Origin of the sequence: Anoxybacillus andreesenii (assembly GCF_030813005.1) — a bacterium.
Lineage (GTDB): Bacteria > Bacillota > Bacilli > Bacillales > Cytobacillaceae > Robertmurraya > Robertmurraya andreesenii.
In genome coordinates this window covers 110,189-135,832 of the sequence record NZ_JAUSTU010000004.1, presented here as the reverse complement: position 1 = coordinate 135,832, position 25,644 = coordinate 110,189, and the positions used below count along the sequence as shown (strand labels likewise).

At 39.0% G+C, this 25,644-nt stretch carries 26 protein-coding genes and 1 pseudogene; 14 read left to right on the top strand and 13 right to left on the bottom strand.

The genetic code is table 11. From position 1 onward, the window contains the following. Positions 1-214 precede the first annotated feature (214 nt). Positions 215-1,444 carry a selenium metabolism membrane protein YedE/FdhT gene (gene yedE / locus J2S07_RS05760; RefSeq protein WP_307149454.1) on the top strand — a complete coding sequence of 410 codons (1,230 nt, stop codon included), beginning with the start codon at positions 215-217 and terminating at the stop codon, positions 1,442-1,444. A gap of 71 nt (positions 1,445-1,515) precedes the next feature. Next, a complete protein-coding gene (locus tag J2S07_RS05755; protein WP_307149584.1) occupies positions 1,516-1,695 on the top strand; it encodes a sulfurtransferase TusA family protein in 180 nt (59 codons plus the stop codon). Between the two features lie 169 nt (positions 1,696-1,864). Here the strand turns inward: J2S07_RS05755 and J2S07_RS05750 are convergent, their stop codons facing one another. After that, entirely contained in the window at positions 1,865-2,056 is a 192-nt protein-coding gene (locus tag J2S07_RS05750) for a hypothetical protein (RefSeq protein ID WP_307149453.1), read from the bottom strand. 121 nt (positions 2,057-2,177) lie between these two features. Continuing rightward, the gene (locus tag J2S07_RS05745) at positions 2,178-2,663 is read right to left on the bottom strand and encodes a PaaI family thioesterase (RefSeq protein ID WP_307149452.1); all 486 of its coding nucleotides are present in this window, start codon (positions 2,661-2,663) and stop codon (positions 2,178-2,180) included. A gap of 297 nt (positions 2,664-2,960) precedes the next feature. Here J2S07_RS05745 and J2S07_RS05740 point away from each other — a divergent pair, with 297 nt between their 5' ends. Continuing rightward, on the top strand, positions 2,961-3,584 hold the full coding sequence (locus J2S07_RS05740; protein WP_307149451.1) for a nitrous oxide reductase accessory protein NosL: 624 nt from the start codon (positions 2,961-2,963) through the stop codon (positions 3,582-3,584). A gap of 61 nt (positions 3,585-3,645) precedes the next feature. Here J2S07_RS05740 and J2S07_RS05735 read toward each other — a convergent pair whose 3' ends face one another. From J2S07_RS05735 to nosD, 4 genes are read right to left on the bottom strand one after another with little or no spacing between them, the layout of a single operon-like run. Beyond that, a complete protein-coding gene (locus J2S07_RS05735) occupies positions 3,646-4,395 on the bottom strand; it encodes an ABC transporter ATP-binding protein (protein ID WP_307149450.1) in 750 nt (249 codons plus the stop codon). Continuing rightward, positions 4,385-5,212, bottom strand: coding sequence for an ABC transporter permease (locus J2S07_RS05730; protein WP_307149449.1), 828 nt, complete (start codon positions 5,210-5,212; stop codon positions 4,385-4,387). The genes J2S07_RS05735 and J2S07_RS05730 overlap by 11 nt, the downstream gene beginning before the upstream one ends. Continuing rightward, positions 5,209-5,664, bottom strand: a complete 456-nt coding sequence (locus J2S07_RS05725; protein WP_307149448.1) for a nitrous oxide reductase accessory protein NosL — start codon at positions 5,662-5,664, stop codon at positions 5,209-5,211. Before J2S07_RS05725 ends, J2S07_RS05730 begins: the two co-directional genes overlap by 4 nt. After that, positions 5,661-6,995 (bottom strand): nitrous oxide reductase family maturation protein NosD, encoded by a 1,335-nt coding sequence (nosD, locus tag J2S07_RS05720; protein ID WP_307149447.1) that lies wholly within the window; start codon positions 6,993-6,995, stop codon positions 5,661-5,663. Before nosD ends, J2S07_RS05725 begins: the two co-directional genes overlap by 4 nt. Positions 6,996-7,174: 179 nt before the next feature. Between nosD and J2S07_RS21915 the strand changes: the two are divergent. Next, a pseudogene (locus tag J2S07_RS21915) lies at positions 7,175-7,453 on the top strand (histidine kinase dimerization/phospho-acceptor domain-containing protein); the annotation flags it as partial. On the opposite strand, the gene J2S07_RS05705 reads toward J2S07_RS21915, so the two are convergent. Next, a complete protein-coding gene (locus J2S07_RS05705; RefSeq protein WP_307149445.1) occupies positions 7,427-8,446 on the bottom strand; it encodes a serine hydrolase domain-containing protein in 1,020 nt (339 codons plus the stop codon). The pseudogene J2S07_RS21915 and the gene J2S07_RS05705 overlap by 27 nt on opposite strands. 451 nt (positions 8,447-8,897) lie before the next feature. On the opposite strand from J2S07_RS05705, the gene J2S07_RS05700 reads away from it, so the two are divergent. Then, on the top strand, positions 8,898-9,830 hold the full coding sequence (locus J2S07_RS05700; RefSeq protein ID WP_307149444.1) for an aldo/keto reductase: 933 nt from the start codon (positions 8,898-8,900) through the stop codon (positions 9,828-9,830). A 219-nt stretch (positions 9,831-10,049) separates the two neighbouring features. On the opposite strand, the gene J2S07_RS05695 is transcribed toward J2S07_RS05700, so the two are convergent. The 5 genes from J2S07_RS05695 to J2S07_RS05675 all read right to left on the bottom strand — a co-directional run bounded on the left by J2S07_RS05695 (position 10,050) and on the right by J2S07_RS05675 (position 15,256). Beyond that, complete coding sequence (locus J2S07_RS05695; RefSeq protein ID WP_307149443.1) at positions 10,050-11,999, bottom strand: ABC transporter permease; 1,950 nt, start codon at positions 11,997-11,999, stop codon at positions 10,050-10,052. Beyond that, positions 11,989-12,750, bottom strand: coding sequence for an ABC transporter ATP-binding protein (locus J2S07_RS05690; protein ID WP_307149442.1), 762 nt, complete (start codon positions 12,748-12,750; stop codon positions 11,989-11,991). The genes J2S07_RS05695 and J2S07_RS05690 overlap by 11 nt, the downstream gene beginning before the upstream one ends. A 116-nt stretch (positions 12,751-12,866) precedes the next feature. Beyond that, positions 12,867-13,871 (bottom strand): sensor histidine kinase, encoded by a 1,005-nt coding sequence (locus J2S07_RS05685; protein ID WP_307149441.1) that lies wholly within the window; start codon positions 13,869-13,871, stop codon positions 12,867-12,869. Then, positions 13,864-14,559, bottom strand: a complete 696-nt coding sequence (locus J2S07_RS05680; RefSeq protein ID WP_307149440.1) for a response regulator transcription factor — start codon at positions 14,557-14,559, stop codon at positions 13,864-13,866. The genes J2S07_RS05685 and J2S07_RS05680 overlap by 8 nt, the downstream gene beginning before the upstream one ends. A 283-nt stretch (positions 14,560-14,842) precedes the next feature. After that, positions 14,843-15,256: an SRPBCC family protein gene (locus J2S07_RS05675; protein WP_307149439.1), complete on the bottom strand. Its 414-nt coding sequence runs from the start codon at positions 15,254-15,256 to the stop codon at positions 14,843-14,845. Positions 15,257-15,535: 279 nt separating this feature from the next. Between J2S07_RS05675 and J2S07_RS05670 the strand changes: the two genes are divergently transcribed. The 9 genes from J2S07_RS05670 to J2S07_RS05630 all read left to right on the top strand — a co-directional run bounded on the left by J2S07_RS05670 (position 15,536) and on the right by J2S07_RS05630 (position 24,818). After that, positions 15,536-15,979 carry a MarR family winged helix-turn-helix transcriptional regulator gene (locus J2S07_RS05670; RefSeq protein WP_307149438.1) on the top strand — a complete coding sequence of 148 codons (444 nt, stop codon included), beginning with the start codon at positions 15,536-15,538 and terminating at the stop codon, positions 15,977-15,979. After that, positions 15,979-17,532, top strand: coding sequence for an ABC transporter substrate-binding protein (locus J2S07_RS05665; protein ID WP_307149437.1), 1,554 nt, complete (start codon positions 15,979-15,981; stop codon positions 17,530-17,532). The genes J2S07_RS05670 and J2S07_RS05665 overlap by 1 nt, the downstream gene beginning before the upstream one ends. 75 nt (positions 17,533-17,607) lie before the next feature. Then, a complete protein-coding gene (locus J2S07_RS05660; RefSeq protein WP_307149436.1) occupies positions 17,608-18,525 on the top strand; it encodes an ABC transporter permease in 918 nt (305 codons plus the stop codon). A gap of 8 nt (positions 18,526-18,533) precedes the next feature. Beyond that, positions 18,534-19,436: an ABC transporter permease gene (locus tag J2S07_RS05655; RefSeq protein ID WP_307149435.1), complete on the top strand. Its 903-nt coding sequence runs from the start codon at positions 18,534-18,536 to the stop codon at positions 19,434-19,436. A gap of 16 nt (positions 19,437-19,452) precedes the next feature. Further along, positions 19,453-20,442, top strand: a complete 990-nt coding sequence (locus J2S07_RS05650; protein WP_307149434.1) for an ABC transporter ATP-binding protein — start codon at positions 19,453-19,455, stop codon at positions 20,440-20,442. Beyond that, positions 20,439-21,446, top strand: coding sequence for an ABC transporter ATP-binding protein (locus tag J2S07_RS05645; protein ID WP_307149433.1), 1,008 nt, complete (start codon positions 20,439-20,441; stop codon positions 21,444-21,446). The genes J2S07_RS05650 and J2S07_RS05645 overlap by 4 nt, the downstream gene beginning before the upstream one ends. Next, the gene (locus J2S07_RS05640) at positions 21,427-22,608 is read left to right on the top strand and encodes a M24 family metallopeptidase (protein ID WP_307149432.1); all 1,182 of its coding nucleotides are present in this window, start codon (positions 21,427-21,429) and stop codon (positions 22,606-22,608) included. The genes J2S07_RS05645 and J2S07_RS05640 overlap by 20 nt, the downstream gene beginning before the upstream one ends. Before the next feature lie 70 nt (positions 22,609-22,678). Next, a complete protein-coding gene (locus J2S07_RS05635) occupies positions 22,679-23,527 on the top strand; it encodes a M55 family metallopeptidase (RefSeq protein WP_307149431.1) in 849 nt (282 codons plus the stop codon). Further along, positions 23,514-24,818 (top strand): M20 family metallo-hydrolase, encoded by a 1,305-nt coding sequence (locus tag J2S07_RS05630; protein ID WP_307149430.1) that lies wholly within the window; start codon positions 23,514-23,516, stop codon positions 24,816-24,818. Before J2S07_RS05635 ends, J2S07_RS05630 begins: the two co-directional genes overlap by 14 nt. Before the next feature lie 107 nt (positions 24,819-24,925). Here J2S07_RS05630 and J2S07_RS05625 read toward each other — a convergent pair whose 3' ends face one another. Continuing rightward, complete coding sequence (locus J2S07_RS05625) at positions 24,926-25,591, bottom strand: TetR/AcrR family transcriptional regulator (RefSeq protein ID WP_307149429.1); 666 nt, start codon at positions 25,589-25,591, stop codon at positions 24,926-24,928. Between the last annotated feature and the right edge of the window lie 53 nt (positions 25,592-25,644).

The following is a 25,644-nucleotide window of genomic DNA, read 5'->3' as shown; positions in this document are numbered from 1 at the left end:
AGCTATGCTCTCTTTTTTTGTCTGGACTTTTCATATTGATTATATAGATGGATTTAAATCTAACTTATCGATAAAATGAATTGCTCGACTTACAAATATCCATTACATTAATAAACGTAGAATGCCTAGAGATCTTCTTGGCATTTTTTTCTTTGTTAATATTAACGGACTCTATATTAGAGTTGAAGTCGATATAAAGGGGAGAATAAGCTTCATGAATTTGTATCAAAAAATCTTCAAAGAATATTGGAATCCCTATATAGCTATAAGCATTGCTGGTGTTGTTAGTGCACTTTACTTTGGAATCACTGGTACAGTGTGGGCAGTGACCGGGGAATTTACAAGGTTAGGTGGGCATCTATTAGAATGGTTTGGAGTAGATGTATCAAATTGGGCATATTTTGGGCTGGTGGGCTTAGAAGGAACTCCAATGACCCGAACAGATGGCTGGATCGTTATAGGAATGCTCGTTGGTGCACTAATCACAATTTTATTAAGCAATAGTTTTAAAATTCGTATACCGAAACAAAAGCGACGTCTTGTTCAGGGATTTATCGGGGGCATTATTGCTGGATTTGGTGCGCGTCTTGCGTTAGGATGTAACTTAGCGGCATTTTTTACAGGGGTGCCACAATTCTCATTCCATTCCTGGATATTTATGGTGACCACTGCCATCGGAACGTACTTCGGTGTTAAACTCGTCAATACGAAATGGTGGCGGGGAAAACCTGCTTTGATTAAAGGTGGAGTAAACCCAGCTGTGAACCAAAAGGTTAAGAAAAAGAATATTCAACCAGTGCTTGGTCTCATTTTTGCATGTTTGTATTTAGCGCTTATTCTTTACTTTTTTGTAATAGGCAAAAACCTTCTTGCTGTTGCTTGTATTGCTGGAGCTTTATTTGGAATTTTAATTGAACGTGGACAGATTTGTTTCACATCTGCTTTCCGTGATTTATGGATTAGTGGTCGTGCGGTGATGTCCAAAGCCATTTCAGTTGGAATGATGATAAGCGTAATAATTACATTTTTCTATCTCCAGAATGGCTCTGTTGCGCTCATCAAAGTTGCTGCACCAAGTACGGCAATCGGTGGGCTTCTCTTCGGCTTTGGCATTGTGCTAGCCGGTGGTTGTGAAACAGGGATGATGTATCGTGCAATGGAAGGCCAATTGTTGTATTGGGTAGTAGGTGCAGGAAATATTATTGGTGCAACGGTCCTTGCTTATGGTTGGGATCATCTAGGGATTTATTATGCTCTTGTTGAGAATTGGCCGAAAGTTAATCTAATCGAACAATGGGGTCCGATGGGAGCGCTAATTGGAACTCTTGCTATGCTTACGATTTGGTTCTTATTATCGAATTGGTGGGAAAAGCGGTTCCGCTATGGAAAAGGAATCCAACACGGTGCTAAAAGAAGGATTTCACCAGTTACAGAGGAGGTATAATCGAAATGTCGCAAGTGATGGACGTTAACTACACATTAGACATTCGGGGTGAGCCTTGACCATACCCAGTCATTTATGCACTGGATGTGCTAAAAGATATGAGAATAGGGGAAGTTCTCCTCGTTATTGCAGACTGTCCGCAATCCTTTCGAAGTGTTCCTGAAGAAACAACCAAACATGGCTACCAGCTTCTAGGAGAACCAGAAAGAATCGGCCAGGATATATATTTTTACATCAAAGTCGTTCAATAGGAATGGAAAAGGAATTAATACCATTATGATAAAAATTAGAAGAGCAGGGTAACTCCGTTAAATCGGCGTTACCCTGCTCTTTTGCATAAAAATATGAACCGTTATCAGAAACGGGGTTCTTTACGTTCAATTTCTTTTGCTTTGAACCCTTCAAAAATAATCGTAGCTCTTACTTGTGTTTACCGAGGATGGCCATAATTCCCTTATAGATAAGGACTAGGGAGAAAATCAAAACGGCCAGAACTCCGATAAAGTGGATTATAGGATGCAGGCTTGCAAAGAAACTCCACGATAATGGAACTTTTATTAAGGCGAAACCAGCTAGAATACAAGCAAGCATAAGAAATATAAATCGATCCATAACATTCCCTCCTTTCCGTATATAATATGTACAAGAAGGGAATTTGTTGAATCTTTAGAATATACATGATTTTTGAACAAAAATGAGGCGATGCTCTTGATGTGAGCATCGCTTTGTGATTTTAATCCTCTTTTGATCCAAATGATTTTGGCATTACTACAGCAATGACTTCGCCGCTCGCAACGATGTCTTCATCTGCATAGACATTCGTTTCTACCTTAAATTTCTTTGGATGAATTTCTGTCACCATTCCAACTGCTTTTAAAGGGATTCCATGTGGAGTTGGTTTTAGAAAATCCACTTTCAATGAAGCTGTGACGAAGCGAGGTGGCTCAGCACCGTCGCCGATGACATGGCCATTTTTTTTATGTAAAAACAATGATGCCGAACCTGTTCCATGGCAGTCAATTAAGGAAGCAAGCATCCCTCCGTAGACAAACCCAGGAATCGCTGTATGTTCCGGTTTAGGTGTAAAAAAGGTTACTGTGTTCTCCCCGTCCCAACCTGTTCGAAAATGATGACCACTCTCATTCAGTCTTCCACATCCATAACACATCGCAACATCGTCTGCATAAATATCTTGAATGGCTTGTTCGATTTTTTCCATATGTTCTCCTCTCTGAAGCTTTTTCTATTAAACTATTTAAATCATAACATATTTTGAAAGCGTTCACATAATTCTGAAGAAATCTTTTCTATAAAATTGGTAAGAATCCAGGCATTGAACCGTAACACCTAAGAATAGCTTCCTTAGCTTCATAGAAACCAAGAATAAAACTTCATAAAATATTCAAAAAAAAGAAGTAAATAAGGCAGCTTCTCATTCTTTTCTCAATCAATCTTTATACTTATTACACATTTGACTGTTACAATGACCCTTGAGAAAACCATTGGAGGGAACTACATGAAAAGAAACTTTTTGTTAGGATTATTGCTTTGCTTAGCTTTTCTAGTAACAGCCTGTAATACAGATGAGGAGCAAACTGATAAAAGCAAGGATAGTAATAATTCAGAAGAATTAGCAACAAAAAAAGTGGGGAAAGACGGGAAGAACGAGGACACATATGTCCCACAGGAGCCAACAGAAGATACTGTTTGTGCTTTCTGTAATATGGTTGTTTACGAGAAGGATCACGAAATGGGTGTATTTTCAGCACAAGGAGTAACGAAGGATGGAGAGTATGTCTTTTTTGATGATTCAGGCTGTATGTTAAATTACGAACGTCAACAAGAGGAGAAGCTTGCCAAGAAATGGGTTCGTGATTACGTAACATCCAATTGGGTGGAGGCTGACAAAGCTGTTGTTGTAAAGGCCGATATTACTACACCGATGAAATACGGCTATGCCTTCTTCGAAACAGAGGGGGCAGCAGATGGTTTCATTTCTGAAAGTTCGAACCTTAATCCAATAGAAGCCAACTGGGAAACGATTGATACCGTTGCAAACGAAAGATACCAAAAGAAAATGCAAATGAAGAAACAAGAGCAAAGTGAGGAAGAAACCTCACAGGAAGGTCATGATCATTAGGATTGGGAGAGAAACAGTGTTTCCTCTCCTCGAAAGAATAGTTAAAACCCGCTGTACAAAGCTACAGCGGGTTTTTTTTAAGCATTTCTCTGGAAAGGGCTTCCTGAAAAAAGACTTCCTCTAGCGTCATGACCTTCCCAGCTTGAACCGTTAAATTTTTGATCGTATCATTCATCATCATTTTTCCATTTTCCATAAAGGCAACTCGATCAGCCAGTTCTTCCACTAATGATAAAACATGAGTGGTCATAAGAATGGTTGTCCCTTTCTCTTTTTCTGCTCGAATGATTGCCTTGAATTGAAATAACCAATAAGGATCTAAGCCATTTGTAGGTTCATCGAGAATCAGAAAGGGAGAATTTGGCATGAGCGCTTGGGCGAAGGATAGACGTTGCTGCATTCCTTTGGAATAATGCTTGATGAGACGATTACGCACATCGTCAAGACCAACAAGAAGCAATACTTCCTTTACTCGTTCAATCGGAATTCCTCTCAAACGAGCAAAAAAAGTCAACACTTCCTCCCCTGTTAATTGAGGAGCAAACATCATATGATCTGGCATATACGAGAATAAAGCTTTATATGGCAGGCTTTGAGGCTTCATAACGACATCATCCACCATAATTTCGCCACTCGTTGCCCGGATTACTCCTGTTATCGCTTTAATAAGGGTGCTTTTTCCTGCGCCATTTCCTCCGCACAACGCAAATATTTCCCCTTTTCTTAACGCCAAATCGATTTCTCCAACCATACTATGTTCATTGAAGCGCTTTGTGAATTGCTTGAAATGTATCCATTCTTTATCCGTCATTTTTGATTCCCCTTTTTATGGAATGCCCGGTGATGATCAGCGGCACAGCGATCCAAAGGCAGGATGATGCAATAAATAAGAGGGTTCCCAATCCTCCGCTCGCCCAAACAGTTAGATCATAAAGGCCTGGCCCAAAAACTGAAGCCCCATCCAATGATAGAATAGACCACACCCGAATTAATTCCGCTGGGTTTAAAAAAATAGCAACAGAAAGCATTAAAAGAATCGACTGTTTAGGCAGGAATAAGCTGATGCCCATGAGCATAAATTCATAAAAAAGAGTAAAAATCGCCCAGACTACTAAGCTGAGCCCAAGTGCTTGAATTCTAGATTTTGAGAGAATTCCAATTAAGATCGATAGCGCTACGAACATACCAGATAACAAAAGTGAAAGAAGATAAAACTTAAGGATGACAATAAGTGAAACATGACTATTGATTAAATACATAGAGAGCAGGGCGATTCCATATCCACCTGTTAGGACCACGGATAATGCAACGAACAACCCTGCATATTTCCCTATTAGAACACTTTTTACATATATAGGATAGGTTAATAAAAGCTGCAAACCGCTATCTTCTTTCTCACCCGCTAAGAACATACTTCCCATTAATAGTGAGATTAACGGAATCATTAATAGATTCAAGTTTAGTAGACTTGCAGTCATGCGGTTGAAACCGTCAAAGCCAGTATTTCCTGTTTGTGAAAAGTAGGTGACGAAAAATGCTAGAAACATGAAGAGGAGTCCAAATCCGAGCAGCCATTTGCTTCTTAGGATGAGGGTCAGCTGCTGTCTTCCAATATGATAGGCGTTCATGGCTGTGAACTCCAGTTATGCTCTAGAAGTGCTTGATAATCATATACCTCACCAATTCTATTTTCGTATTCTTGCGCAGATTGCTTGTCTTTGAAGGTAACGACACCATTCGCCATCGGTGTCCAATGATCAGGATGATAGCTATGGAATGCTTTTTCTAATTCAATCCATTCTCCGGTATTCACGTCACGGACATATTTTTTCGCTACATCCTCTTCCTTGATTGTCTGTTCATCCTGCAAAAATTCCATCATACACCCAATATCATCAAATTTATAAACATCCCCATTTTTCGCAATAACCTGAGTCGCATAATTTTCATGAACAATTCCCATATTACAAATCTCGCAAACATCTATTTCTGGATTAATCTCATCAGGTTCAAATGATTGCTCCTGACTACAACCTGCAAGCAGTAAAATGCACAAAATTAGCCATCGAAAACGGTTCATCTATATTTTCTCCCCTTATAAATAATAAGTAGTGCTGAACCAATTAGAGTTAAGGAAAGCAAAAGGAGTGAAAAGCTTCTATTATTCTCCTTAATTTCGCCGTTCCTCTTTAAATCTAAAGGTTCAACAAGTGGTTTGTTATCGTATACTTCTGCTACACCAAATGAAGGAAACATGGTTTCGGCCCTGCTCCATATTTGAATCGCAGGGCTTTCAAAGAAAAATTGCCACAATGGCTGTCTTTGAAGTAAATGATCATAAATGGAGCCGGCCTTGTAGGGAATTTCTCCGATCAAATCACCCGTAATATCAAAGCTCCTATAGTCATCCCAGTAATTCCCTTTTTCTCCGTTATCAAGGCTTAAGGATGTATTCCCGACGTTAGCGGAGAGAATATTCGCAACAAAATTGTTTTCAAAGAACAGATTATTTTTGTTTTCTCGTCGAAATTCTAACCCAACCTGATTGGCTGCTATAATATTTCTAGAGACCTCCGTATTTTCTGCTTTTTCAAAGGAAACAGCAACACTGTTGCGAATGATTTCATTTTGCTTTAATAGAATATTCTTAGATTGATAAATCAAAACGCCAAAGCCTCGAAAATGAAATTGTTCAGAGATAGCATTATCCAAAAAGGTTATATTGCTTGAATCCATAACCATAAGGCCAGTAATATTCCTTTTTATTACATTATTGGTTGCGGTTATATGATTACTATACATGAAATGCATACCATATCTGGAATCAACGATGACGTTATGAGTGACCTCTACCTCAGTAGAAAAATCAAAATAGATTCCGTCTTGAACTTGTCGGATTTCATTATTAGCGATACGATTATCCTTCCCCTTAAAAATATGGATGCCGTTGCCTCTCGCTGAAAAATGATCATCATAACTCTTAATCACGTTTCCAACGACTTCATTATTTGTTCCATTTTTGATATATATGCCAAAATGGACATTTTCCAAATGGTTATTTACTAAATGAACATGGTTGGCTTTATTTAAGAAAATCCCGCTAACTTCATTCCCTTTTCCACTATGGAGGATCGTTAAATCAGATAATGTTACATGGTCGGTGGAAATGGTGATGACATTCCCTCGTTGCCCACCATCAATTACGACCCCTGGTTCTCCCCGAATGGTAATCGGCTTTGTAATTGTAATAGGACCTTTATAAACTCCCTGTTTTAATTGAATGGTTGCACCTTCTTGGGCCCTATCGATATGGTCTTGAAGATCCAACGTATTCGCCTGTGCATTATGCACAAAACCAAGAGAGAAATAGGCACAGATTCCCCATATCCAAAAGATTATTTGTTTTCTCATTTTCACCATCCTTTACTAGCTCCTAGATTAACAAACAGATGTGAGGAAAATTTGAGAAAACAATGGTACTTACATGAATTTTTAAGGGTAGATGGTTACCGATTGTCGTTTGAGTGACAAGAGGATACGACGCATGAAACACAGGCCGAAAAGCCTGCTGCTGAGTTAAACAATTTTCCAGTGATTTAGCTCATGAATTCAGGACACCGATTGCTACACTGAGAAGTCAGCTGGAAGCCTTTATCGATGGAGTATGGGAACCATCGAAGGACCGCTTGATGCAATGTCACGGAGAGTTAATGCGATTGGTAGGTCTTGTCAATGATTTAGAGAAGCTAATGGCCGTAGAAAACCCCAATCTTCAACTAACCTTGGCACCTCAATCAGTGAAAGAACAATTATACTATGTGTTTAATCATTTTCAGCTGGAGTTAATTGTCCGCAGCCAATTTATCTAAAAAATCAAATCCGATTTGATCAACTGAATCGTTTTTTGAGAAGCTAGGCTGGTAGTTTGAGAGGATCACAACACCTATTTGTTTTTCCTTATTAAATCCCAAAAAGCTAGAGTAACCGCCTGTTCCGCCATTATGCCAAATCACATTCCTTTTTTTATCGATGACCCAATTCATTCCAATAGCAATATCTTTCTCTTCAAATAAAATATCATGGGTTAAAGAGAAATAGGGAGGTACTCCATTCATATGGGCCCCTAAGAAGGATAATAGATCGGATACCGTAGAGCGAATTGCGCCAGCTCCTTCTAAGGATGCGAAGTCCCAGTTGTTCACAGGCTTATGCTTTTGATTATGTCCCTGCACGAGATATTGTTGCTGTTCTTCGTTCAACTGAATCTTTGTATTTATGAGACTTAGGGGCTGGCAAATTTCCTGTTGAATGACTGTTTCATAATCACTTTCGTAAAGCTGTGTCAATATAAATCCAAGAATTCCTGTTCCAGTATTAGAGTAGCTAAATCCTCTTTTTGCCTTCTGAAAGTTGTAATCCTCTAAGTACTTCAAGATTTCCCCGTATGTCAAAAACTTGTATGGGTTCGTTCTCTTACCCTTGGAAAATAGTACCTTGATGTAATATTTCATAGGGATGGAGGGGATTCCTGCTGTATGGGTAGTCAAATGACGGATTGTTACAGGTTTCTCGTTCAGTGATTTGTTATTAACCAATGATGGAATGAATTTTGTGATTGGGTCATCGAGGTGAATTTGGTTTTCCAAGATTGCTTTAGCTAAAAGGGTTGATGTAAATACTTTTGTTATAGAGCCGATTTCATAGATGAGATTTGCAGGATCATGGATATCCATCGTTGCGTTATTTGTCTTGGTAAAGAATTCTTTCTTGTTATTCTTTATGATTCCAACAGTTAGCACTAGGTTGGGACGTTTCTCTACATAAGGCTGTATGAGATCGTTCCATTCGTTTTCGTAGTTCATGACTTTTTACTCCTATTCTATTAACACTGGATGAATCTAGTTAAGAATACGTTTTCATTTGATAAAGGTTTCGTTGTATAGAAATATGCTATAATGGATTTACATTCCTTAAATTCCTTTTTATGGTATCATAATATTAATAATTCTAATTCTAGTGTGAACATTAAGGGGGGTGTTGCATTGTATCAAGATCTATATGGTAGTGTTGGTTCATTCTTATTTGCTTTAATAAATCTATGGATTGTCTTTCTTTTTTTTCAAAGACTTATGAATCGCTACCCTGTGAGGAACAGCTGGAAGAAAGATATAATCTTAACTTTAATCCAAAGTCTATTCGTATTATTAATTGTATTCCCCTTATTGGTATACCTAACTTGAATTTTTCTATCATTCTATTCTTGATGTATAATTTTACAAGAAAGTAATATTAAGAAATGAAGGGGGACCAGAAATGACAACAACCCGTCTAGGTAGAACAGATTTATTTGTTCATCCCATCGGTCTTGGGGCAAATGCGATTGGAGGCCATAATATTTACGCAAATATTGATGAAGAGGTTTCGAAAAAACAAATTCATACGGCAATCGATCATGGAATGAACTTTATTGATACCGCTTATTTTTATGGTCTTGGCCGCTCCGAAGAACTGATTGGAGAGGTGATGAAGGAGCACGGCAAGCGTGATGATTTTGTGATTGCTTCAAAAGCATCCTATACCTTTGTCGATGGAAAGGTCGTCCATGTGAACGATCCAGAATTCTTGGTTCAAAGTGTTGATGAATCGTTAAGAAGACTTCAAACCGATTATATCGATTTATTCTATGTCCATTTTCCTGATGAGCATACGCCTAAATATGAGGCAGTTGGTGCATTGCAGAACTTAAGGGAAGCTGGAAAGATAAGAGCGATCGGAGTGTCCAATTTTTCGCTTGAACAGTTGAAGGAAGCGAATCGAGATGGCTATGTTGATGTGATCCAAGGTCATTACAATTTGTTTCATCGTGAGGCGGAAAAAGAGATTTTTCCATATGTTACTGAGCATGAGATCTCATTTGTCCCATATTTTCCATTAGCGAAGGGGCTATTAACAGGAAAATATCATAAGGATACACCTCTTACAGAACAACAAAGGAAGCATCCGCTGTTTAAGGAAGAAACATATTTGACGAATGTAGAGAAGGTCGACGGTTTGCGACGAATTGCAGAAGAAAAGAATACGGAGATTGGACATTTGGTGCTTGCATGGTACTTAACACGAGGTCCAATAGATGCGGTCATCCCTGGGGCGAAGACACCTGAACAAATACTAAAAAATATGCGTGCAGCAGAAGTGAAATTAACAGAGGAAGAAATTGAAGAAATCAATAAAATCTTTCAAAATTAATACTCATTTTATGAGTAAGCAAAATAAGGCTTGCCACTGAGAGAATGATGCCCGTTTGAGCGGAAAAAGGGTGGTGGAGGTCATCCAATTGGGAGAATGATGCCTGTTGGAACAATAAAATCATAGCAGTGGTCACCAAACCTGCAATATGATGTCTGCAATAGCAAAAAAATCACAACAACGGGTATCAAACTAAGTGAATGATACCCGTTGAATTTTTCATAGTGCTTCCTTAATTACTTTTTTATAATACACCAAGGAAAGGAAGCCAAAGATGGAATAAAGGGCTGTATAGAGAACCATCACCACAATCATCGGAGTCCAAACCTCAGTCCCGAATAAGAACCAGCCTGACTGAACAGCAAAGTAGCTATGAAGCAAGCCTATACTTAATGGAATTCCAAAGTTAAAAATTTGCTTTGAACGGATTCCTCTTAATAGATCAGCTTGTGTAAAGCCGAGCTTGCGCAAAATCGTATAGTGCGGCTTTTCCTCTTCACTTTCACCCATTTGATTGAAATAGAGAATGCAGCCAGATGTAATTAAGAATGTTAAACCTAAGAAGGCTACGATAAACATGATGAGCCCTACGTTTGCTTTCTCTTGATTACTCATTGAAAGACGAGAATCATGCATTCTATTTTCACTAAAGCCAAGCTCCTGAAAAATCTCGTTTGCTTTTTCCATTTGTGTGTCGTCCCGTAAATTAAATCCGATAAAGATCGATGATTCTTTTTGAATTTCTGGATCCTGATCGTCCTTTAAACGCTTGAATATGCTATCATCGACAATCGCAACCGGAATCCCACCACTAGTGAAATACCATGAAATAAGATAATCTTTTTCAAGACCCAAATAGATTTGAGGAATGATTTCAGTCTTTCCTTTAAGCTCAACCTGACCTGAATCCTTTAAAGACATGAATTTCTGCAATAGATCATTATACCCTGTAAAAATGGTTTCATCTGGTGAAACGTCGAAATCATGAAGGTCTTTATCGCTAACGGCAGGGAGAATCATTGCGGATGGATCAACGTATAGGCCACTGCCGTCTGTACCTAAAATGTCTTTCATATTGACCTTAATTTGGATAACCTCATGCTCTATTGTGGTGTAGGCTATTTTCTGTTCGTCTAAAGCTTGTTTGAATTTTTGAGCATCCTTTGGAACAGTGAATGCGAAGTCTCCAGCCACATTATTTTCCGCCTTTTTTTCTGCTGAATAGTAAGAGATATAGCTCAGTGACAAGAGCCCGATTGCAAGTGCTGAAACGGTTGTAATGATTGTCAATAGCATCGCATTTGACTTCATTCTAAACATAATCGATGACAAGGAAAGTACTTCATTAATATTTAAATAACCTTTTTTCCCTTTACGTATTAGATGAAAGATAAAGCTTACAGATCCTTTATAAAGAAGGTATGTGCCGAGAATGACAGTTCCCAGAATAAAAGCCATTGCGAGAAATAATTCGTTCATTTCGGTAAAATCTCCGCTAAAGAGTCTCGAAGACACGTAATAACCGACAATAATCAGTGCGATTCCAGCTATTCCAATGATCATCTGCCAGACGGAAAGACCTTTGATTTTTCCTTCTGTAGAGGAAGTGACTCGAAACAATGATAAAATGCTTTGCCGTCTAATAAAAAGATGGTTCATTAGCATAATGAACAAATAGATAATACTAAAAACAATTAAGGTTTGAGTAAAGGCTTCTGTTGAAAACCTTAGTGTTGTTTCAATATCATCAACACCGATAATTTTGAATAAGATCATGAGAATCAATCTTGAACTGGCAAATCCAACAAAGATTCCAAGAGATAAGGAAACAAAGTATAGAATAAAGTTTTCCGCACTTAAAAGGCGAAAAATTTTTCCTTTCGTCATCCCAATTAATTGAAATAATCCAATTTCCTTACTGCGACGCTTAATAAAAATATTGTTTGCATAAAGAAGAAATATGGAAACAATCACCACTAATAAAACCGATGCTGCACGAATAGATGCAGCTCCTTTGACCGTATCCTTTACCTCTTCAAGAGATGGGTCATACTGCAGAGTGACAAAGGCAAAATAGAGGGCTGCGCTAAAAATTAACGCAAAAACATAGAGATAGTAGTTTTTAAAATTCTTTTTCAGGTTGCGTAAGACAAGCTCATTAACCCTCATATTGCACACCACCTAGTACACCTTGGGTCTTCATAATATCCTGGAAAAAATCATTGCGTGATTGCTCTCCCTTATGAAGCTGGCTATGAATACGACCGTCTTTAATGAAGATGACTCTGTGGGAGTAACTAGCTGCAATCGGATCATGGGTGACCATAGCAATGGTTGCGTTCCGTTTTTCATTTAATTCACTTAGTTTACTTAATAGGTCTGAGGCTGATTTTGAATCAAGGGCCCCTGTAGGTTCATCGGCGAAAATAATGCTTGGCTCATGGATGAAAGCACGTGCAGCTGATGTCCTCTGCTTTTGTCCACCAGAAATTTCATTGGGGTACTTATCTCTTACCTCGTAAATACCAAGTTCTGTCGCCAAATCTTTGAACATTTGCTCGGCTGCATGTCTTGAAATTTTGGCAATTGAGAGAGGGAGGAGAATATTTTCTTTGACCGTCAAGGTATCGAGAAGATTATACTCCTGAAAAATGAACCCCAATTGCTGTTTTCTGAATTCAGCCAGTTCCTTCTCTTTTAATCTGGTGATTTCTTTTCCATTAATTTTAATCGATCCATCACTGACCTTGTCGATCGAGGACAGTACATTAAGGAGAGTTGTTTTCCCAGACCCGGATGGTCCCATAATACTAACAAACTCACCCTTCACAATGTGAATGTCGAGTCCCTTTAATACTTCTTGTCTGTTGAATTTATTGCCATAGCTTTTATGAATTTTCGTTGCTTCTAAAATATGCATATCTATACACTCCTTCAATACGTTCGTTGTTTTCTTCTATGCCTTTATTATAAAGGGGAGAGAAGAGCGAATCCTGTGATTCCACGAACAAACAACAAAAGCATGTGACATTATTGTCACACGCCTGTGATATGGTGAAAATCATTTCTTTTTGGAAAGATGAGGGAAAAAGTCGTTCCTACATTCAACTTAGATTGGACTTCAATATGAATTAACAGCGATTGGGCGGCTTTTCTTGCAAGATACAAGCCCATCCCAGTTGCAACGTGGTCGCTGTGATAGGTAGTGGATGTAAATCCTTTATCAAAAATTCGGGGAAGATCCTGTATTGCGATGCCTCTACCAAAATCCTTGATTTCAAGCACGATTCTCCCATTTCGGACATAGCTTTTAAACAAGATATCCGATGAAGAACTATATTTGACTGCATTTGTTAATATCTGTCTCAAAATAAAAGCTAGCCACTTGGCATCAGATAAGACCTGCGTTACCTGCAACTCCAAATCAAAGCCAATCCCTTTTTGCATGCACCATGATTGAAGTGATTTGATCTCTTGTACTAAAATCTCTTTTACATTTGTTTCTTCAATAAATAGATCATTTTCAATAAAAGGGATCCGTCGTTGATGCAGCTGTTGATCAAGGAGATGATGGATTCGCAACCATTCATAGGAAATTTCCTCTTTCAATTTTTCGTCTTCGATACGATCAATCATTAAGTGCATCGTCGTCAACGGGGTTTTTACCTCATGAATCCATGAGAGCAGGTCATCCTTTTCCTGTTCTAATGCAGTGAGGTGTTCAGATGCCATCTGCTTTAAATTTTCTGTTTGCCGGATAAGCGATTCAGTGACGATTTTTTCAAAGGGACTATTTGGCTCTATCATCTGGGTTAAGTCAAGAGTTTCCTCCCATTCTAGTAAGGAGCGATAGAACCCGCTTTCCTTATGGTATCTCACGATTAGAAAAATCATACAAGCGACTCCTGACAATAGAAGCATATAGAGAACAGGCCAGATGGGGATCGCTGGATCCAAGAAAGCAACAAAGACGAAAAGTACATGTAAAGATAGGATAAATAAAATCCAGCTCAGTCTCTCACATAAAAAGGTTTTAATCATATGATGATTCCTCTTCTAAGGCGATATATCCTTGCCCAACCTTCGTTTCAATAAAATGTCCGAGGCCAATTTCATCAAGCCTCTTCCGCAGCCGATTGACATTAACGGTAAGTGTATTATCGCTAACAAAGCGCTCGTCCTCCCACAGGCTCTTGATCAAGTCTTCGCGACTAACAATTTTATTCTTCTGTTCAATCAATTTTTTTAGGATGAAAATTTCATTTTTGGACAATTCAATTGTTCCTGCTTCATTCGTAACAAGATTCCGTTCAAAATCAATCGTAGCACCACACCAAGTTCTCAGCTGAATCGCTTCGGTATTATAGTTATAGACACGACGAAGAATTGCTTGAATTTTTGCAACGAGAACATCGAAATGAAAAGGCTTCTGAACAAAATCATCAGCTCCTAGCTGCATGGCCATCACCATATCCATTGGATGATCCCGTGAGGACAAGAAGAGGATTGGAACAATCGAATGGGAGCGAATCATACGACACCAGTGGAATCCATCATATTTTGGCAACTGGATATCAATCAAAACAAGATCAGGTTTAACAGCAGTAAATTGCTGCATGACCTGATCGAAATTTGGGGTTCCATATACTTCGTAGGACCAGCCTGATAACCGCTCCTTTATTTCCTGAAATAAGGCTCTATCATCTTCGATTAAAAGAATCTTAAACATTCCATCACCACAATTTAATAGATTATATTCCCAATTTTATCGAAATGAGGAGAGGGTAACAATGAATTTCTTCTTAAAGAGAATCTAATAATGAAATTAAAATATTTTGAAAAATGAAGAGAAGGTCAGAAGGGGGATATTGGCTTAAAAGTAGAAGCTGCTCTATGTGAAGAGCAGCTTCATCTATGAAAAACAAATGTTTTTGTAATGCTTTCTTACAGACAAGAAACAAAATGAATGATCTATTCAGATCGTCCGATTATTACTAGAAAAGGATCTTTTGTTAATCCTCGACAACCTTTTTTAGTTTCCCTACTATTCCAGCCCAGCCGCCATTCATACGTTCACGAATCACTGCTGCATCTTCTCCAGCTTTTGGAACGACTTCATCAGAAGCCTTCCAGCCCCCGTGAATGACAGTGAATTCTGTTTGTTCTCCTACTTCTTTCAAAATAAAAGAGACCACCCAGCCGTCAGTATCCCACAGAAATTTGATGAGATGGGGTTGATCTACTTCAAGTACCTTACAGGGAGATGGGCCGAAAGGGGATTGAATATGAAATTCATGACCAACCTCCAACTCAAAATCGCTTGGCATGAACCATGAACCAATTCCTTCAGCAGTCGATACATGCTCCCATACCTTCTCTATTGGCTTGTCAATAAGAACGGATTGCTCAATGTCTTTTACGATCAAAACTAATACTTCCTTTCCGCATTAATGAGATAAAAACATTTTAATCATACTACACGGAAAAGCTTTTTTCACTATTCCACACTTCCTCATAATATGATTTCTTTCATATTTTCTCCAATGATCGCCATTTTATCTAAATGGATGATACAGAAATATTTTAATAAAATAATTAATAAAAACTTTCAGAAAAATTGTTGACAAAAGCAACTAATCAAATTTACTATAATAACAAGTTGTTATTGGCAACTAAATAGTTTGTTTGGCGAGAAGGACTGAAACATGATGGAAGAAAGTATTGCGAAAATCAAAAAGTTTAACCGTTTTTATCTCAATGTCGTTGGTTTGTATGCACAGTACACGGATGGTAGTCCATATTCTATGTCAGAAGCAATGATTTTGTTTGAAATCGATCAAAGAGGTGGTTGTACAGCTTCTGAATTATCTGAATTCTTTGATTTTGACAAAGGATATATCAGTAGGATTATCAACAAATTAAATGAAAAACACCTTATTAGAAGAGTATCCTCTAATGAAGACAAACGAAAAAAATACCTACATATCACTGAACTAGGGGAGAAGGTTCTAAAAGAGTTAGCCAACAATGCTAGTAATAATGTGAGGAGGATGATTGGGAAACTGAAACCAGAAGAAATTGATTCATTAATTAAGGCAATGGAAGAAATTGAAAGTATTTTAACGCAGTCAAAAAGGGGGAAAAGCTAGTGTTTAAGAAAAATGTTGTTGCTTCATTTCTGTTAATTCTAGTTATGTTGTTAGCAGCTTGTACTGAAGGGACGAATGTAGATGGACCAAGTAAAAAAACAGAAGGTTCATCAGATTCAGATGGGGGAGATAAGGGAGCTCTAATTATCGGGTTTGAGGCAGATGCTACCACACTAATGGCTAACCACGATGTAAACTATACGACCGATACATTGATTCGAAATATTTATGACCCACTCATTGACAGAGAAGGGAAAACAGGAGATTTTGTACCTGTCCTTGCAGAAGAATGGAAAAATATCGATGAAAAAACATGGTACTTAAAATTAAAAGAAGGAGTCAAATTTCATAATGGTGCAGACTTCAATGCAGAATCTGTAAAGTACAGTATTGATTATATTTTGAACGAAGAGAACGGTTCCTTTTACCGCTCAAGGTGGGCTAATGTGTCAGAGGTTGTTGTGTTATCAGACTATGAAGTGGAAATTCATACATCTGTTCCGTTTCCTAGCTTAATTCAACGTATTGCAGAAGATTTGTTAATTATGGAGCCCGGATATGTTGAAGAGGTTGGAATAGAAAAAGCTTCCCGTGAGCCAGTTGGAACAGGCGCCTATACCTTTGTTGAATGGTCTAGGGATAATCATTTGAAATTAAAGGCTTTTGAGGGCTATTGGCAGGGAAAGCCTCAAATTAATGAAATTGAATTTAGAATTATTCCAGAGTTCAGTGCAAGAATGTCTGCTTTTATGAGTGGGGAAATTCATATGTTCAAGAACATTCCTGTTGACTCTGTCGAACAATTTGACAGTGATGAAGTTAAGCAGGTTTCTTCATCCCGTATTAATTACTTAGCGCTTTCGAATCTTGTTGATGGTCCGCTAAAGGATGTCAAGGTTAGACAAGCAATCAACTACGCAATCGATGCTGATGAACTTCTAGAAACAGTGCTAAATGGTTATGGAACAAGAATTACCGGACCTCTTTCTAAAATCAATGCTGATTATGCAGAAACCAAAGACTATGGTTATGATCCAGATTTAGCTGTTCAATTAATTAAAGAGGCTGGCTATTCTCCTGAGGAAATTTCATTAACACTTGACACGCCAAGTGGCCGCTATCCAATGGACTCCCACATCGCCCAAGCAATTGCATCTCAGCTACAAAGTATCGGACTAAATGTGAAGGTTCAAGTCAATGAATGGGGTCAGCATTTAGAGAAAATTCAAAAGAGAGAAACTGGTGATATGTACATTCTTGGCTGGGGACCAGCGTTTGATGGTCAGTCAACAATAGAAAATCTCTTCACACAAAATGCTCCGTACAGTAGTTTTTATCATGAAGATATTGAAAAAGAAATAATGGAAGTCAATCAGTTGTTTAACCAAGATGAAAGACATGCTGGTTATGCAAAGATTCAAGAAAAATTAGTAGAGCAGGCAGCATGGGTTCCATTATGGCAACAAGCTGATTTATATGCTGTTAGCAAATCCTTAAATTTCTCTCCACGTGTAGATGAGAAGATGAATGTATTTGAAATGTCGTGGAACTAGGCTTATAGATTCCTAGAAAGAAGAGGGGTATCACCTCTCTTCTTTTATAAAAAGGTTTAAGGGAGGAGGGCTACAATGTTAGATTTTATCGTTAAAAGAGTGGTCCAGGTTATCATCGTTGTATTTCTTGCTCTAACTGCTGTTTTCTTTTTGATTCGTCTCTCAGGCGATCCAACAACTCTTTTCCTTCCACCTGATGCACCAAGAGAACAAATTGAGGAGTATCGCGAGTTACTAGGATTTAACCGTCCTTTATACGAACAATATGCTGAATTCATGCTGAATGCAATTCAAGGAGACTTCGGGGAGTCACTTAGAAGTGGTGAAAATGCACTTGGACTTGTTTTAGAAAGGATGCCTGCCACATTTCAATTAGCCTTATCAGCATTGACCTTATCATTACTTATTGCTATCCCTCTTGGGGTCCTTTCAGCGTATAAACGAAACATGCTTTTTGATAAAGCAAGTGTGGGGATTACTGTTATTGGACAAGCTATCCCAAACTTTTGGTTTGGTCTAATTCTCATTTTTATTTTTGCAGCTCAGCTCAAGCTGCTGCCATCCAGTGGGGGAGGAACGATGCTACATATGATTCTCCCAGTTATTACATTAGCCCTTTACAGTATTTCTCGGTTTGTACGTTTTACCCGATCAGCCATGCTAGATGTATTGAGTAAGGACTATATCCGAACCTCCAAAGCAGCAGGTTCACCTACATCTACTCTGATCATGAAATATGCTTTAAAAAACTCTTTAATTCCCATCATTACATTGGTCGCCCTCGATCTAGGTGTTCTATTGGGAGGAGCAATTATCACGGAGGCTGTGTTTTCATGGCCAGGTGTAGGTAGACTTTTACATCAATCATTAATGAATCGGGATTTCCCAATCGTATTGGCAGGGGTATTTATCATAGCCATCATTTATGCAGTGATCAATTTTATCGCGGATATTCTATATGCATATGTGAACCCTCAAATTAGAGTGAAGTAGGTGAGGATGTGGAAACGAATACGGTTACGACAACGAATCAACAGATAGATTTGCTAGTTAAAAAGAAATCCGGATTCAAGGACTTTTTTCGTAAATTATCACGCAGTTGGACAGGAATGCTCGGTTTTTCTCTCATAATCTTATTGCTTTTGTTAAGTGTATTTGGTGGGTTGATTGCTCCATTTGATCCAATGGATGCCCCGCTGAGAGAACGCTTGTTGCCACCATTGACGGATGGCCACATCCTCGGTACTGATCAGCTAGGAAGGGACATATTGTCGCGAATTATTGCTGGGACCAAGGTGTCCGTTATTATTGGGTTGGCCACGGCATTGTTAGCGGGATTAATCGGAACCGTTGTCGGTGTCATTGCGGGGTATTTTAGAGGCTGGATAGATGTTGTACTAATGAGAATTGTTGATGTTCAATTAAGTTTTCCATTTATTCTGTTAGTGTTAGTTATCAGTGCTGTACTAGGTGCGGGTCTTACAAATATTGTGATTTCCCTTGCGTTAGCTGGATGGGTCGTATTTGCAAGAGTCATCCGAAGTGAAGTGCTCGCTATAAGGGAAAAGGAATTCATTACTGCCGCGATTGCAACGGGTGTTCCTAAATTTGAGATATTATTTAGACATATCCTTCCAAATATTTTTACACCCATCATCATTTTGGTGTCTTTACAAATGGGTACATATATTATCGCCGAGGCATCTGTGAGTTTCTTAGGTTTTGGGGTACAACCTCCAACTCCGGCATGGGGAAATATGCTTAATGAAGGAAAGGATTATATCTTCGGTTCTTGGTGGTTAATAACCTTCCCTGGAATAGCTATTATCATTACAACACTTGGGGTCAATTTGTTTGGAGACTGGTTGAGGGACACACTCGATCCGGAACTCAAAGGTGAATGATTGGAGGGGAAGACGAATGACTGAGGTACTTCTTGAAATCAAAAATCTAGGTATTCAATTCAAAACAGGGGAAGGTGCTATACAACCTATTCGAGGGGTGAATTTTTCCCTAAGAAAAGGGGAAACCCTCGGTGTTGTTGGAGAGTCAGGGAGTGGAAAAAGCGTAACTTCGTTAGCCGTAATGGGACTACTGCCTGAGAAGAAAAGCAAGATTGTTTCTGGAAGTATTCTATTTAACAATGAAGACATTACACATTTGAATGAGCGTCAGTACAGAAAACTTCGTGGGAACGAAATGTCAATGATATTTCAAGAACCTATGACCTCACTAAATCCTGTTTTTACCATAGGTGAACAATTAGGTGAACCACTAAAACAACATAAGAAAATGTCAAAAAAAGAGAGAAAAGCAGCGATTATAAAAATTCTTAAACAAGTTGGAATTCCCCGGGCAGATCAAATCATTAACGAATATCCCCATCAATTATCTGGTGGTATGAGACAGCGGGTCATGATTTCCCTAGCTCTTTTATGCGAGCCTAAGTTACTTATTTGTGATGAACCTACAACAGCTTTAGACGTGACCATACAGGCACAAATCTTGGAGCTCATGAAGCAAATTAAAGCGGAGAAGGATATGAGTCTATTGTTTATTACACATGATTTAGGTGTTGTGGCAGAAATGTGTGATCGGGTGGTCGTCATGTATGCAGGTGAAATAGTGGAAGTAGCGGAAATTAATGAACTATTTGATAACCCTTTACATCCTTACACAAAAGGACTAATCGATTCTCTTCCAACAAATAATGCTAGAAAAAGCAAGCTATATTCTATAAAAGGACAAGTTCCTAGACCAGATGAAATTGGAAAGGGATGTGCCTTTGCGAATCGTTGCCCATATGCTTTCAATAAGTGTGTGGAGAGTGCACCACCAACTTTTTCAAAGGGAGAACATTTAAGTAAATGCTGGCTACAAGAGTCCGATCGGCAGGTGAACATACAATGACTGAAAGCTCTTTAATAGAAGTCAAAAATCTAAAGAAATACTATGAAATATCACAGGGTCTATTTAAGCCTAAGCTCGTGGTAAAAGCGGTTGATGATGTTAGCTTTTCTATTAAAAGGGGTGAAACCTTTGCCCTTGTGGGTGAGTCTGGCTGTGGGAAATCCACGACTGGAAAAACCTTGTTGAGACTTACCGACGCAACATCTGGTGAAGTTCGCTTTAAGGGTGAGGATATTCTGTCATTGCCATATGAAAAAATGCGTTCCTTGCGGAAAGAAATGCAGATGGTTTTTCAAGATCCGTATGCTTCACTTAACCCAAAGATGACGATTAAACAAATTTTAATGGAACCACTACGCGTCCACAAAAAGTATAGCCCAGAAGAGCGAATGAAAAAAATCGTTGATATCCTTGAAATTGTAGGCCTTTCACGATCACATCTTGATCGTCATCCGAATGAGTTCTCCGGTGGACAGAGGCAGCGTATAGGAATTGCAAGAGCTGTCGTATTGAATCCAGACTTTATTATTGCTGACGAACCCGTTTCCGCTCTTGATGTTTCGGTACAGTCACAAGTGATTAATTTAATGCTAGAGCTGCAGAAAGAGTTTGGTTTGACTTATCTGTTTATTTCACATGATTTAAGTGTCGTCGAGCATATGACTGATCGTGTTGCGGTCATGTATCTTGGGAAAATTGTAGAATTGGCGGACACAGAAGAGTTATTTGCTAATCCTAAGCATCCATATACGCAAGCGTTAATCTCAGCGGTCCCTGTTTCACATCCAAAGGATGTAAAGGAACGAATTGTCTTGAAGGGAGATGTTCCAAACCCAGCAAATCCACCTTCAGGGTGCACGTTCCACACGAGATGTCCTTTTGTAATGGATAAATGTAAATCTGTTGAACCTTCCCTTACAGAAATAGGGAATGGACATATGACAAGCTGCCATTTATATTCCAAAAACAAGGAGGAAAATACCAATGCTATTATCTATTCCTAAATACGAGTTTAAAGAAAGGCAACAAAAGTTTATTACCACTTACAAAGAAAAAGGATGTGATGCAGCAGTTCTTTTTTCCGTAACGGATATTTTCTATTTAACGGGGTTTCATTTTTACCCAACCGAAAGACCTATTGGCATCATGGTAGATCCAGAAGATAGAGTACATTTATTTGTTCCTGCTCTTGAGCATGAGCATGCGGAAGAATACAGTGTAGTTGATTATGTTCATTCCTATCCTGAATATCCTGGAATTAAACATCCGATGGAGTATTTCAAGGAAATATTGAAGGAATATGGTTTTGAGAATAAAACAGTTGGGTACGATTCTTTAGGCTATGGTTCGCCAATGGGATATCGCGGACCGTCTATGGATCTGTTCATAGAGGTGAAACAATTTGTTTCATTGCGTGGTGTAGTCGAAGAAATGAGATTTATAAAGAGCCCAAATGAAATTGAGTTAATTAAAGAGTCTTGCCGCTGGGGAAATCTAGTACATCGTCTACTTCAGAAGTACACAAAAAGTGGTTTAAGTGAAATAGAGATTACGAGTAAAGCTTCTAGTGAAGCAACAAAAGCGATGATCGATACGCTAGGGCCAAATTATAAACCACATGGGGACACAGCGTATGCTATTTTCCGTGGCCAGATCGGACCAGAATCTGCTTTCCCACATGCGGTAACTCAAAACATCGTATTGAAAAAAGGCGATACCTTAGTAACAGGTGCTGCGTCCAGTGTTTTTGGATATACAAGTGAGCTAGAACGAGTGATGTTCGTTGAAGAGGTATCAAAAGAACAGGAGAAATATTTTAATCATATGTATGAAGCTCAGGAAGTAGCCTTCAATGCCATAAGACCGGGTCGAAAATACTCTGATGTAGAGAAGGATGTTCAAGCCTATTTTAAAGAAAATAACCTAACAGAATTAACAAGACATCATACCGGTCATAATATCGGATTGTTAGGGCATGAAGCACCATTCTTTGACTTAGGTGATCACACCGTAATAGAACCGGGTATGGTTGTAACGGTAGAACCAGGCATTTACGTTAAGGGCTTAGGTGGCTTCAGACATTCTGATACGGTACTTGTTACAGAAGATGGAATTGAAATGCTAACCTATTATCCTAGAGATCTACAATCCTTAATATGCTACTAATAGCTAGGTAGCACTTGATGTTTTCAAGTGCTACCTCAATTCATTCTACATAACAATCTGAGGTGAAAACATGAAATTTTTTATTTCCGCTGATATCGAAGGAATTGCTGGTGTCAGTACGATTCAGCAGCTTGTAAACAATGGAGAATATCAACGTTTTAGAAAACTAATGACGGAAGAAGTCAATGCCGCTGTCCGTGGTGCTTTTAATGCAGGAGCAACAGAAGTGGTCGTGGCAGATGGTCATGGGAACATGTCCAATATTTTAATTGAAGAACTTGATCCCCGTGCACGGCTTGTTTCTGGAAACAATCGAGTCATGTGCCAATTGGAAGGACTGGATGAAACCTTTGATGGCATCATTTTCATTGGGCATCACGGTCGTGAAGGAGCCTCTGAAGCTGTTATTTCCCACACCCTTGCAGGTGTTTGTGTAAAGGAAATGAAAATTAACGGTAAGGTTGTTGGGGAAACGGAAATGAACGCGATGGTCGCAGGGGCTTTTGGTGTTCCAGCCATCTTTATCAGTGGTGACAATCTATACGTGAAAGAAGTAAAGGAAACCTTGCCAGATGTGGAAAGTGTAGTGACAAAGTACGCAAAAGATCGCTTGGCTGCAGAATTAATTCATCCAAAAAAGGTTCGTGAGCTCATCGAAGCAGGTGTCAGCAAGGCTGTTCAGAATTTGTCTTCTTTCAGACCATTAGATACAAAAGATAGGGAAACCACATTTGAAATCACGTTTAAGGGACCCCAGCAGGCGAGCATGACTTCCACTCTTCCGACAGTGGAGATGACGTCAGCTACAAGCATCAAATTTACTTGTCCTGATATGATCACTGCCTATAAGCATATGTGGGGCTGCGTGATTATCGCCATGGCTGCGACGAATGGAGTGCTTGGACATGCCAATCAGTAATGAACCCATTTATAAAAGACTGATGGATGAATATGATGTAAGTTATGATGAAAATGGGGTGAATGGACAACGTTTGGCACTACGTCTCAATGAAATCGCCAAAATTGGCTTAACCGAACAAAATGGTTCAAACCGGCCGGGATTTTCTCAAGAAGAACGCCAGGTGAAACAACTCGTTGCAAAGTGGATGGAGGAGGCTGGGTTAGAGGTTCATCAAGATGGTGCCGGGAATGTAATTGGTAGATTGGAAGGAACAGATCTGACTCTCCCTACAATTATGTCAGGCTCTCATGTTGATAGTGTACCAAATGGAGGCCATTTTGATGGACCATTGGGAGTTCTAGCGGCATTAGAGGTTGTCGAGGCTTGGAGGGAAACCGGATACAGACCTCGCAAAAGCTATGAGGTTGTCATTTTTTCCGATGAGGAGGGTGCAAGGTTCAACGGTGGTTTGCTCGGCAGTCAAGCAATGGTCGGAGATTACGAAATGGATGAGCTCCAAAAACTTGTCTCCGTAGATGGTTTGTCCTTTGAGGAAGTGTTAAATAAAATTGATTTATCGAGCGACACCTACCGACAGGCATTACGAGATTTTTCCGATGTAGAATTGTTTGTCGAGGTACATATAGAACAGGGGAAGCGGCTGGAACGTGCGGAATTGCCATGTGGGATTGTGAATGGTATAGCCGGACCTTGCTGGTTGGAGGTTACCTTTACAGGTAAGGCAGGCCATGCGGGGAATACCCCGATGAATGATCGAAAGGATGCATTGGTCGCAGCAAGTGAGTTTATTACTAGCGTAAACGCTCTACCAGCCAAGATTAACGATACAGCTGTGGCAACCGTTGGGAAAATTCACATATCACCGAACGGAGTGAACGTCATTCCTGGGGAAGTGACATTATACGTTGATATAAGAGATATCTATGAAGAAACGAGAAATCAGCTGGTCGATTTGGTTATTCAAGAGGTGGAAAACCTATCAAAAAGCCATCAAATCTCTATTTCCTATAAAAAGACATTGGAGATTCCTCCTGTACCAATAAAGAAAGAAATCCAACTTTTGTTAGAAGAGGTTTTGAGAGAACAGTCTATTGAACCAATGCGTATTCCGAGCGGTGCAGGGCATGATGCGATGATAATCGGTCAAAAAACAGATATTGCCATGCTTTTTGTAAAGAGTATTCAAGGGATTAGCCATAATCCATTGGAGTGGACCGATTTGAGGGACTCCGTTCAAGCAGTGCAAGTTCTGAAACGATTTATAGAACGACTTAATGAAAGAGATTAAGGGGCTAAACTTTTCATACCTCGTAGGAATTAAGGCCAAACCAAACAGAATGAATAGAAAAAGCATTTGGACTTCACACCAAATGCTTTTTCTATTTCTATCATTACTTAATCAAAACGAAAGTACTTCTCATTCTGTACGACTTCGGTTATATACTTCATGGTGATCGCAGCCGCTTTGTCTGGATCGTATGCTCTACGGCGATTAAGGATATTGGTAAACATTCCTTGCCAGATAAAGAGGGTTAACTCGTTTATGCCATCTGCATTGTTGGTAGAAATAGAGCCTTCTTTAACGGCGAGCTCCAAAAATGTTCTTCCTCTTTTCGTGATATTAGGTTCAAACAAGATCATCTTTAAGCTCTCTGGAATGTCAATTAAGTCTTGGGGATAAAGCTCATAATAATATTCTAGTAATTTTTCCGGCTGCTCACCTAAATCTGCAATGAAAACAGCTTGAAAGATTTGTGGGTTTTTAAATGAATGTTTGCAAAAACATTCCCACGCCAAAAGCCATTGTTCAACTGGATTCTGTCCTTTCTGTATAACAGAGCTAACTTCATCGGTATAGGGTTTTAGAAACCTCATTGAAGCAAAAAAGATTAAATGGGATACCTCGGAAAAATAGTTATAGATAGTCGCACTATTATAGCCAGCCCGGTCTGCTACTTTTCGAATGGTAACCTTCTCTACGCCTTCACTTTCAATAATTTCTGCTGTTGCCTCAACAAAATATTTCCACATTCGTCTCTTTTGTATTTCTTTTTTGTCCATGATTTTCCTCCGCTTGAGTTGTAACAATTTTTAGAAGATTTATATTGTTATAG

Bases quoted from the DNA above. Each gene is read 5' to 3' on its own strand.
- J2S07_RS05730 (WP_307149449.1), bottom strand. From the start codon at position 5,212: ATGAACGCCTATCATATTGGAAGACAGCAGCTGACCCTCATCCTAAGA.
- J2S07_RS05680 (WP_307149440.1), bottom strand. From the start codon at position 14,559: ATGTTTAAGATTCTTTTAATCGAAGATGATAGAGCCTTATTTCAGGAA.
- J2S07_RS05750 (WP_307149453.1), bottom strand. From the start codon at position 2,056: ATGGATCGATTTATATTTCTTATGCTTGCTTGTATTCTAGCTGGTTTC.
- J2S07_RS05745 (WP_307149452.1), bottom strand. From the start codon at position 2,663: ATGGAAAAAATCGAACAAGCCATTCAAGATATTTATGCAGACGATGTT.
- J2S07_RS05645 (WP_307149433.1), top strand. From the start codon at position 20,439: ATGACTGAAAGCTCTTTAATAGAAGTCAAAAATCTAAAGAAATACTAT.
- J2S07_RS05685 (WP_307149441.1), bottom strand. From the start codon at position 13,871: ATGATTAAAACCTTTTTATGTGAGAGACTGAGCTGGATTTTATTTATC.
- J2S07_RS05740 (WP_307149451.1), top strand. From the start codon at position 2,961: ATGAAAAGAAACTTTTTGTTAGGATTATTGCTTTGCTTAGCTTTTCTA.
- yedE (WP_307149454.1), top strand. From the start codon at position 215: ATGAATTTGTATCAAAAAATCTTCAAAGAATATTGGAATCCCTATATA.
- J2S07_RS05635 (WP_307149431.1), top strand. From the start codon at position 22,679: ATGAAATTTTTTATTTCCGCTGATATCGAAGGAATTGCTGGTGTCAGT.
- J2S07_RS05700 (WP_307149444.1), top strand. From the start codon at position 8,898: ATGACAACAACCCGTCTAGGTAGAACAGATTTATTTGTTCATCCCATC.
- J2S07_RS05695 (WP_307149443.1), bottom strand. From the start codon at position 11,999: ATGAGGGTTAATGAGCTTGTCTTACGCAACCTGAAAAAGAATTTTAAA.
- J2S07_RS05650 (WP_307149434.1), top strand. From the start codon at position 19,453: ATGACTGAGGTACTTCTTGAAATCAAAAATCTAGGTATTCAATTCAAA.
- J2S07_RS05625 (WP_307149429.1), bottom strand. From the start codon at position 25,591: ATGGACAAAAAAGAAATACAAAAGAGACGAATGTGGAAATATTTTGTT.
- J2S07_RS05660 (WP_307149436.1), top strand. From the start codon at position 17,608: ATGTTAGATTTTATCGTTAAAAGAGTGGTCCAGGTTATCATCGTTGTA.
- J2S07_RS05690 (WP_307149442.1), bottom strand. From the start codon at position 12,750: ATGCATATTTTAGAAGCAACGAAAATTCATAAAAGCTATGGCAATAAA.
- J2S07_RS05640 (WP_307149432.1), top strand. From the start codon at position 21,427: ATGCTATTATCTATTCCTAAATACGAGTTTAAAGAAAGGCAACAAAAG.
- nosD (WP_307149447.1), bottom strand. From the start codon at position 6,995: ATGAGAAAACAAATAATCTTTTGGATATGGGGAATCTGTGCCTATTTC.
- J2S07_RS05725 (WP_307149448.1), bottom strand. From the start codon at position 5,664: ATGAACCGTTTTCGATGGCTAATTTTGTGCATTTTACTGCTTGCAGGT.
- J2S07_RS05735 (WP_307149450.1), bottom strand. From the start codon at position 4,395: ATGACGGATAAAGAATGGATACATTTCAAGCAATTCACAAAGCGCTTC.
- J2S07_RS05670 (WP_307149438.1), top strand. From the start codon at position 15,536: ATGATGGAAGAAAGTATTGCGAAAATCAAAAAGTTTAACCGTTTTTAT.
- J2S07_RS05705 (WP_307149445.1), bottom strand. From the start codon at position 8,446: ATGAACTACGAAAACGAATGGAACGATCTCATACAGCCTTATGTAGAG.
- J2S07_RS05630 (WP_307149430.1), top strand. From the start codon at position 23,514: ATGCCAATCAGTAATGAACCCATTTATAAAAGACTGATGGATGAATAT.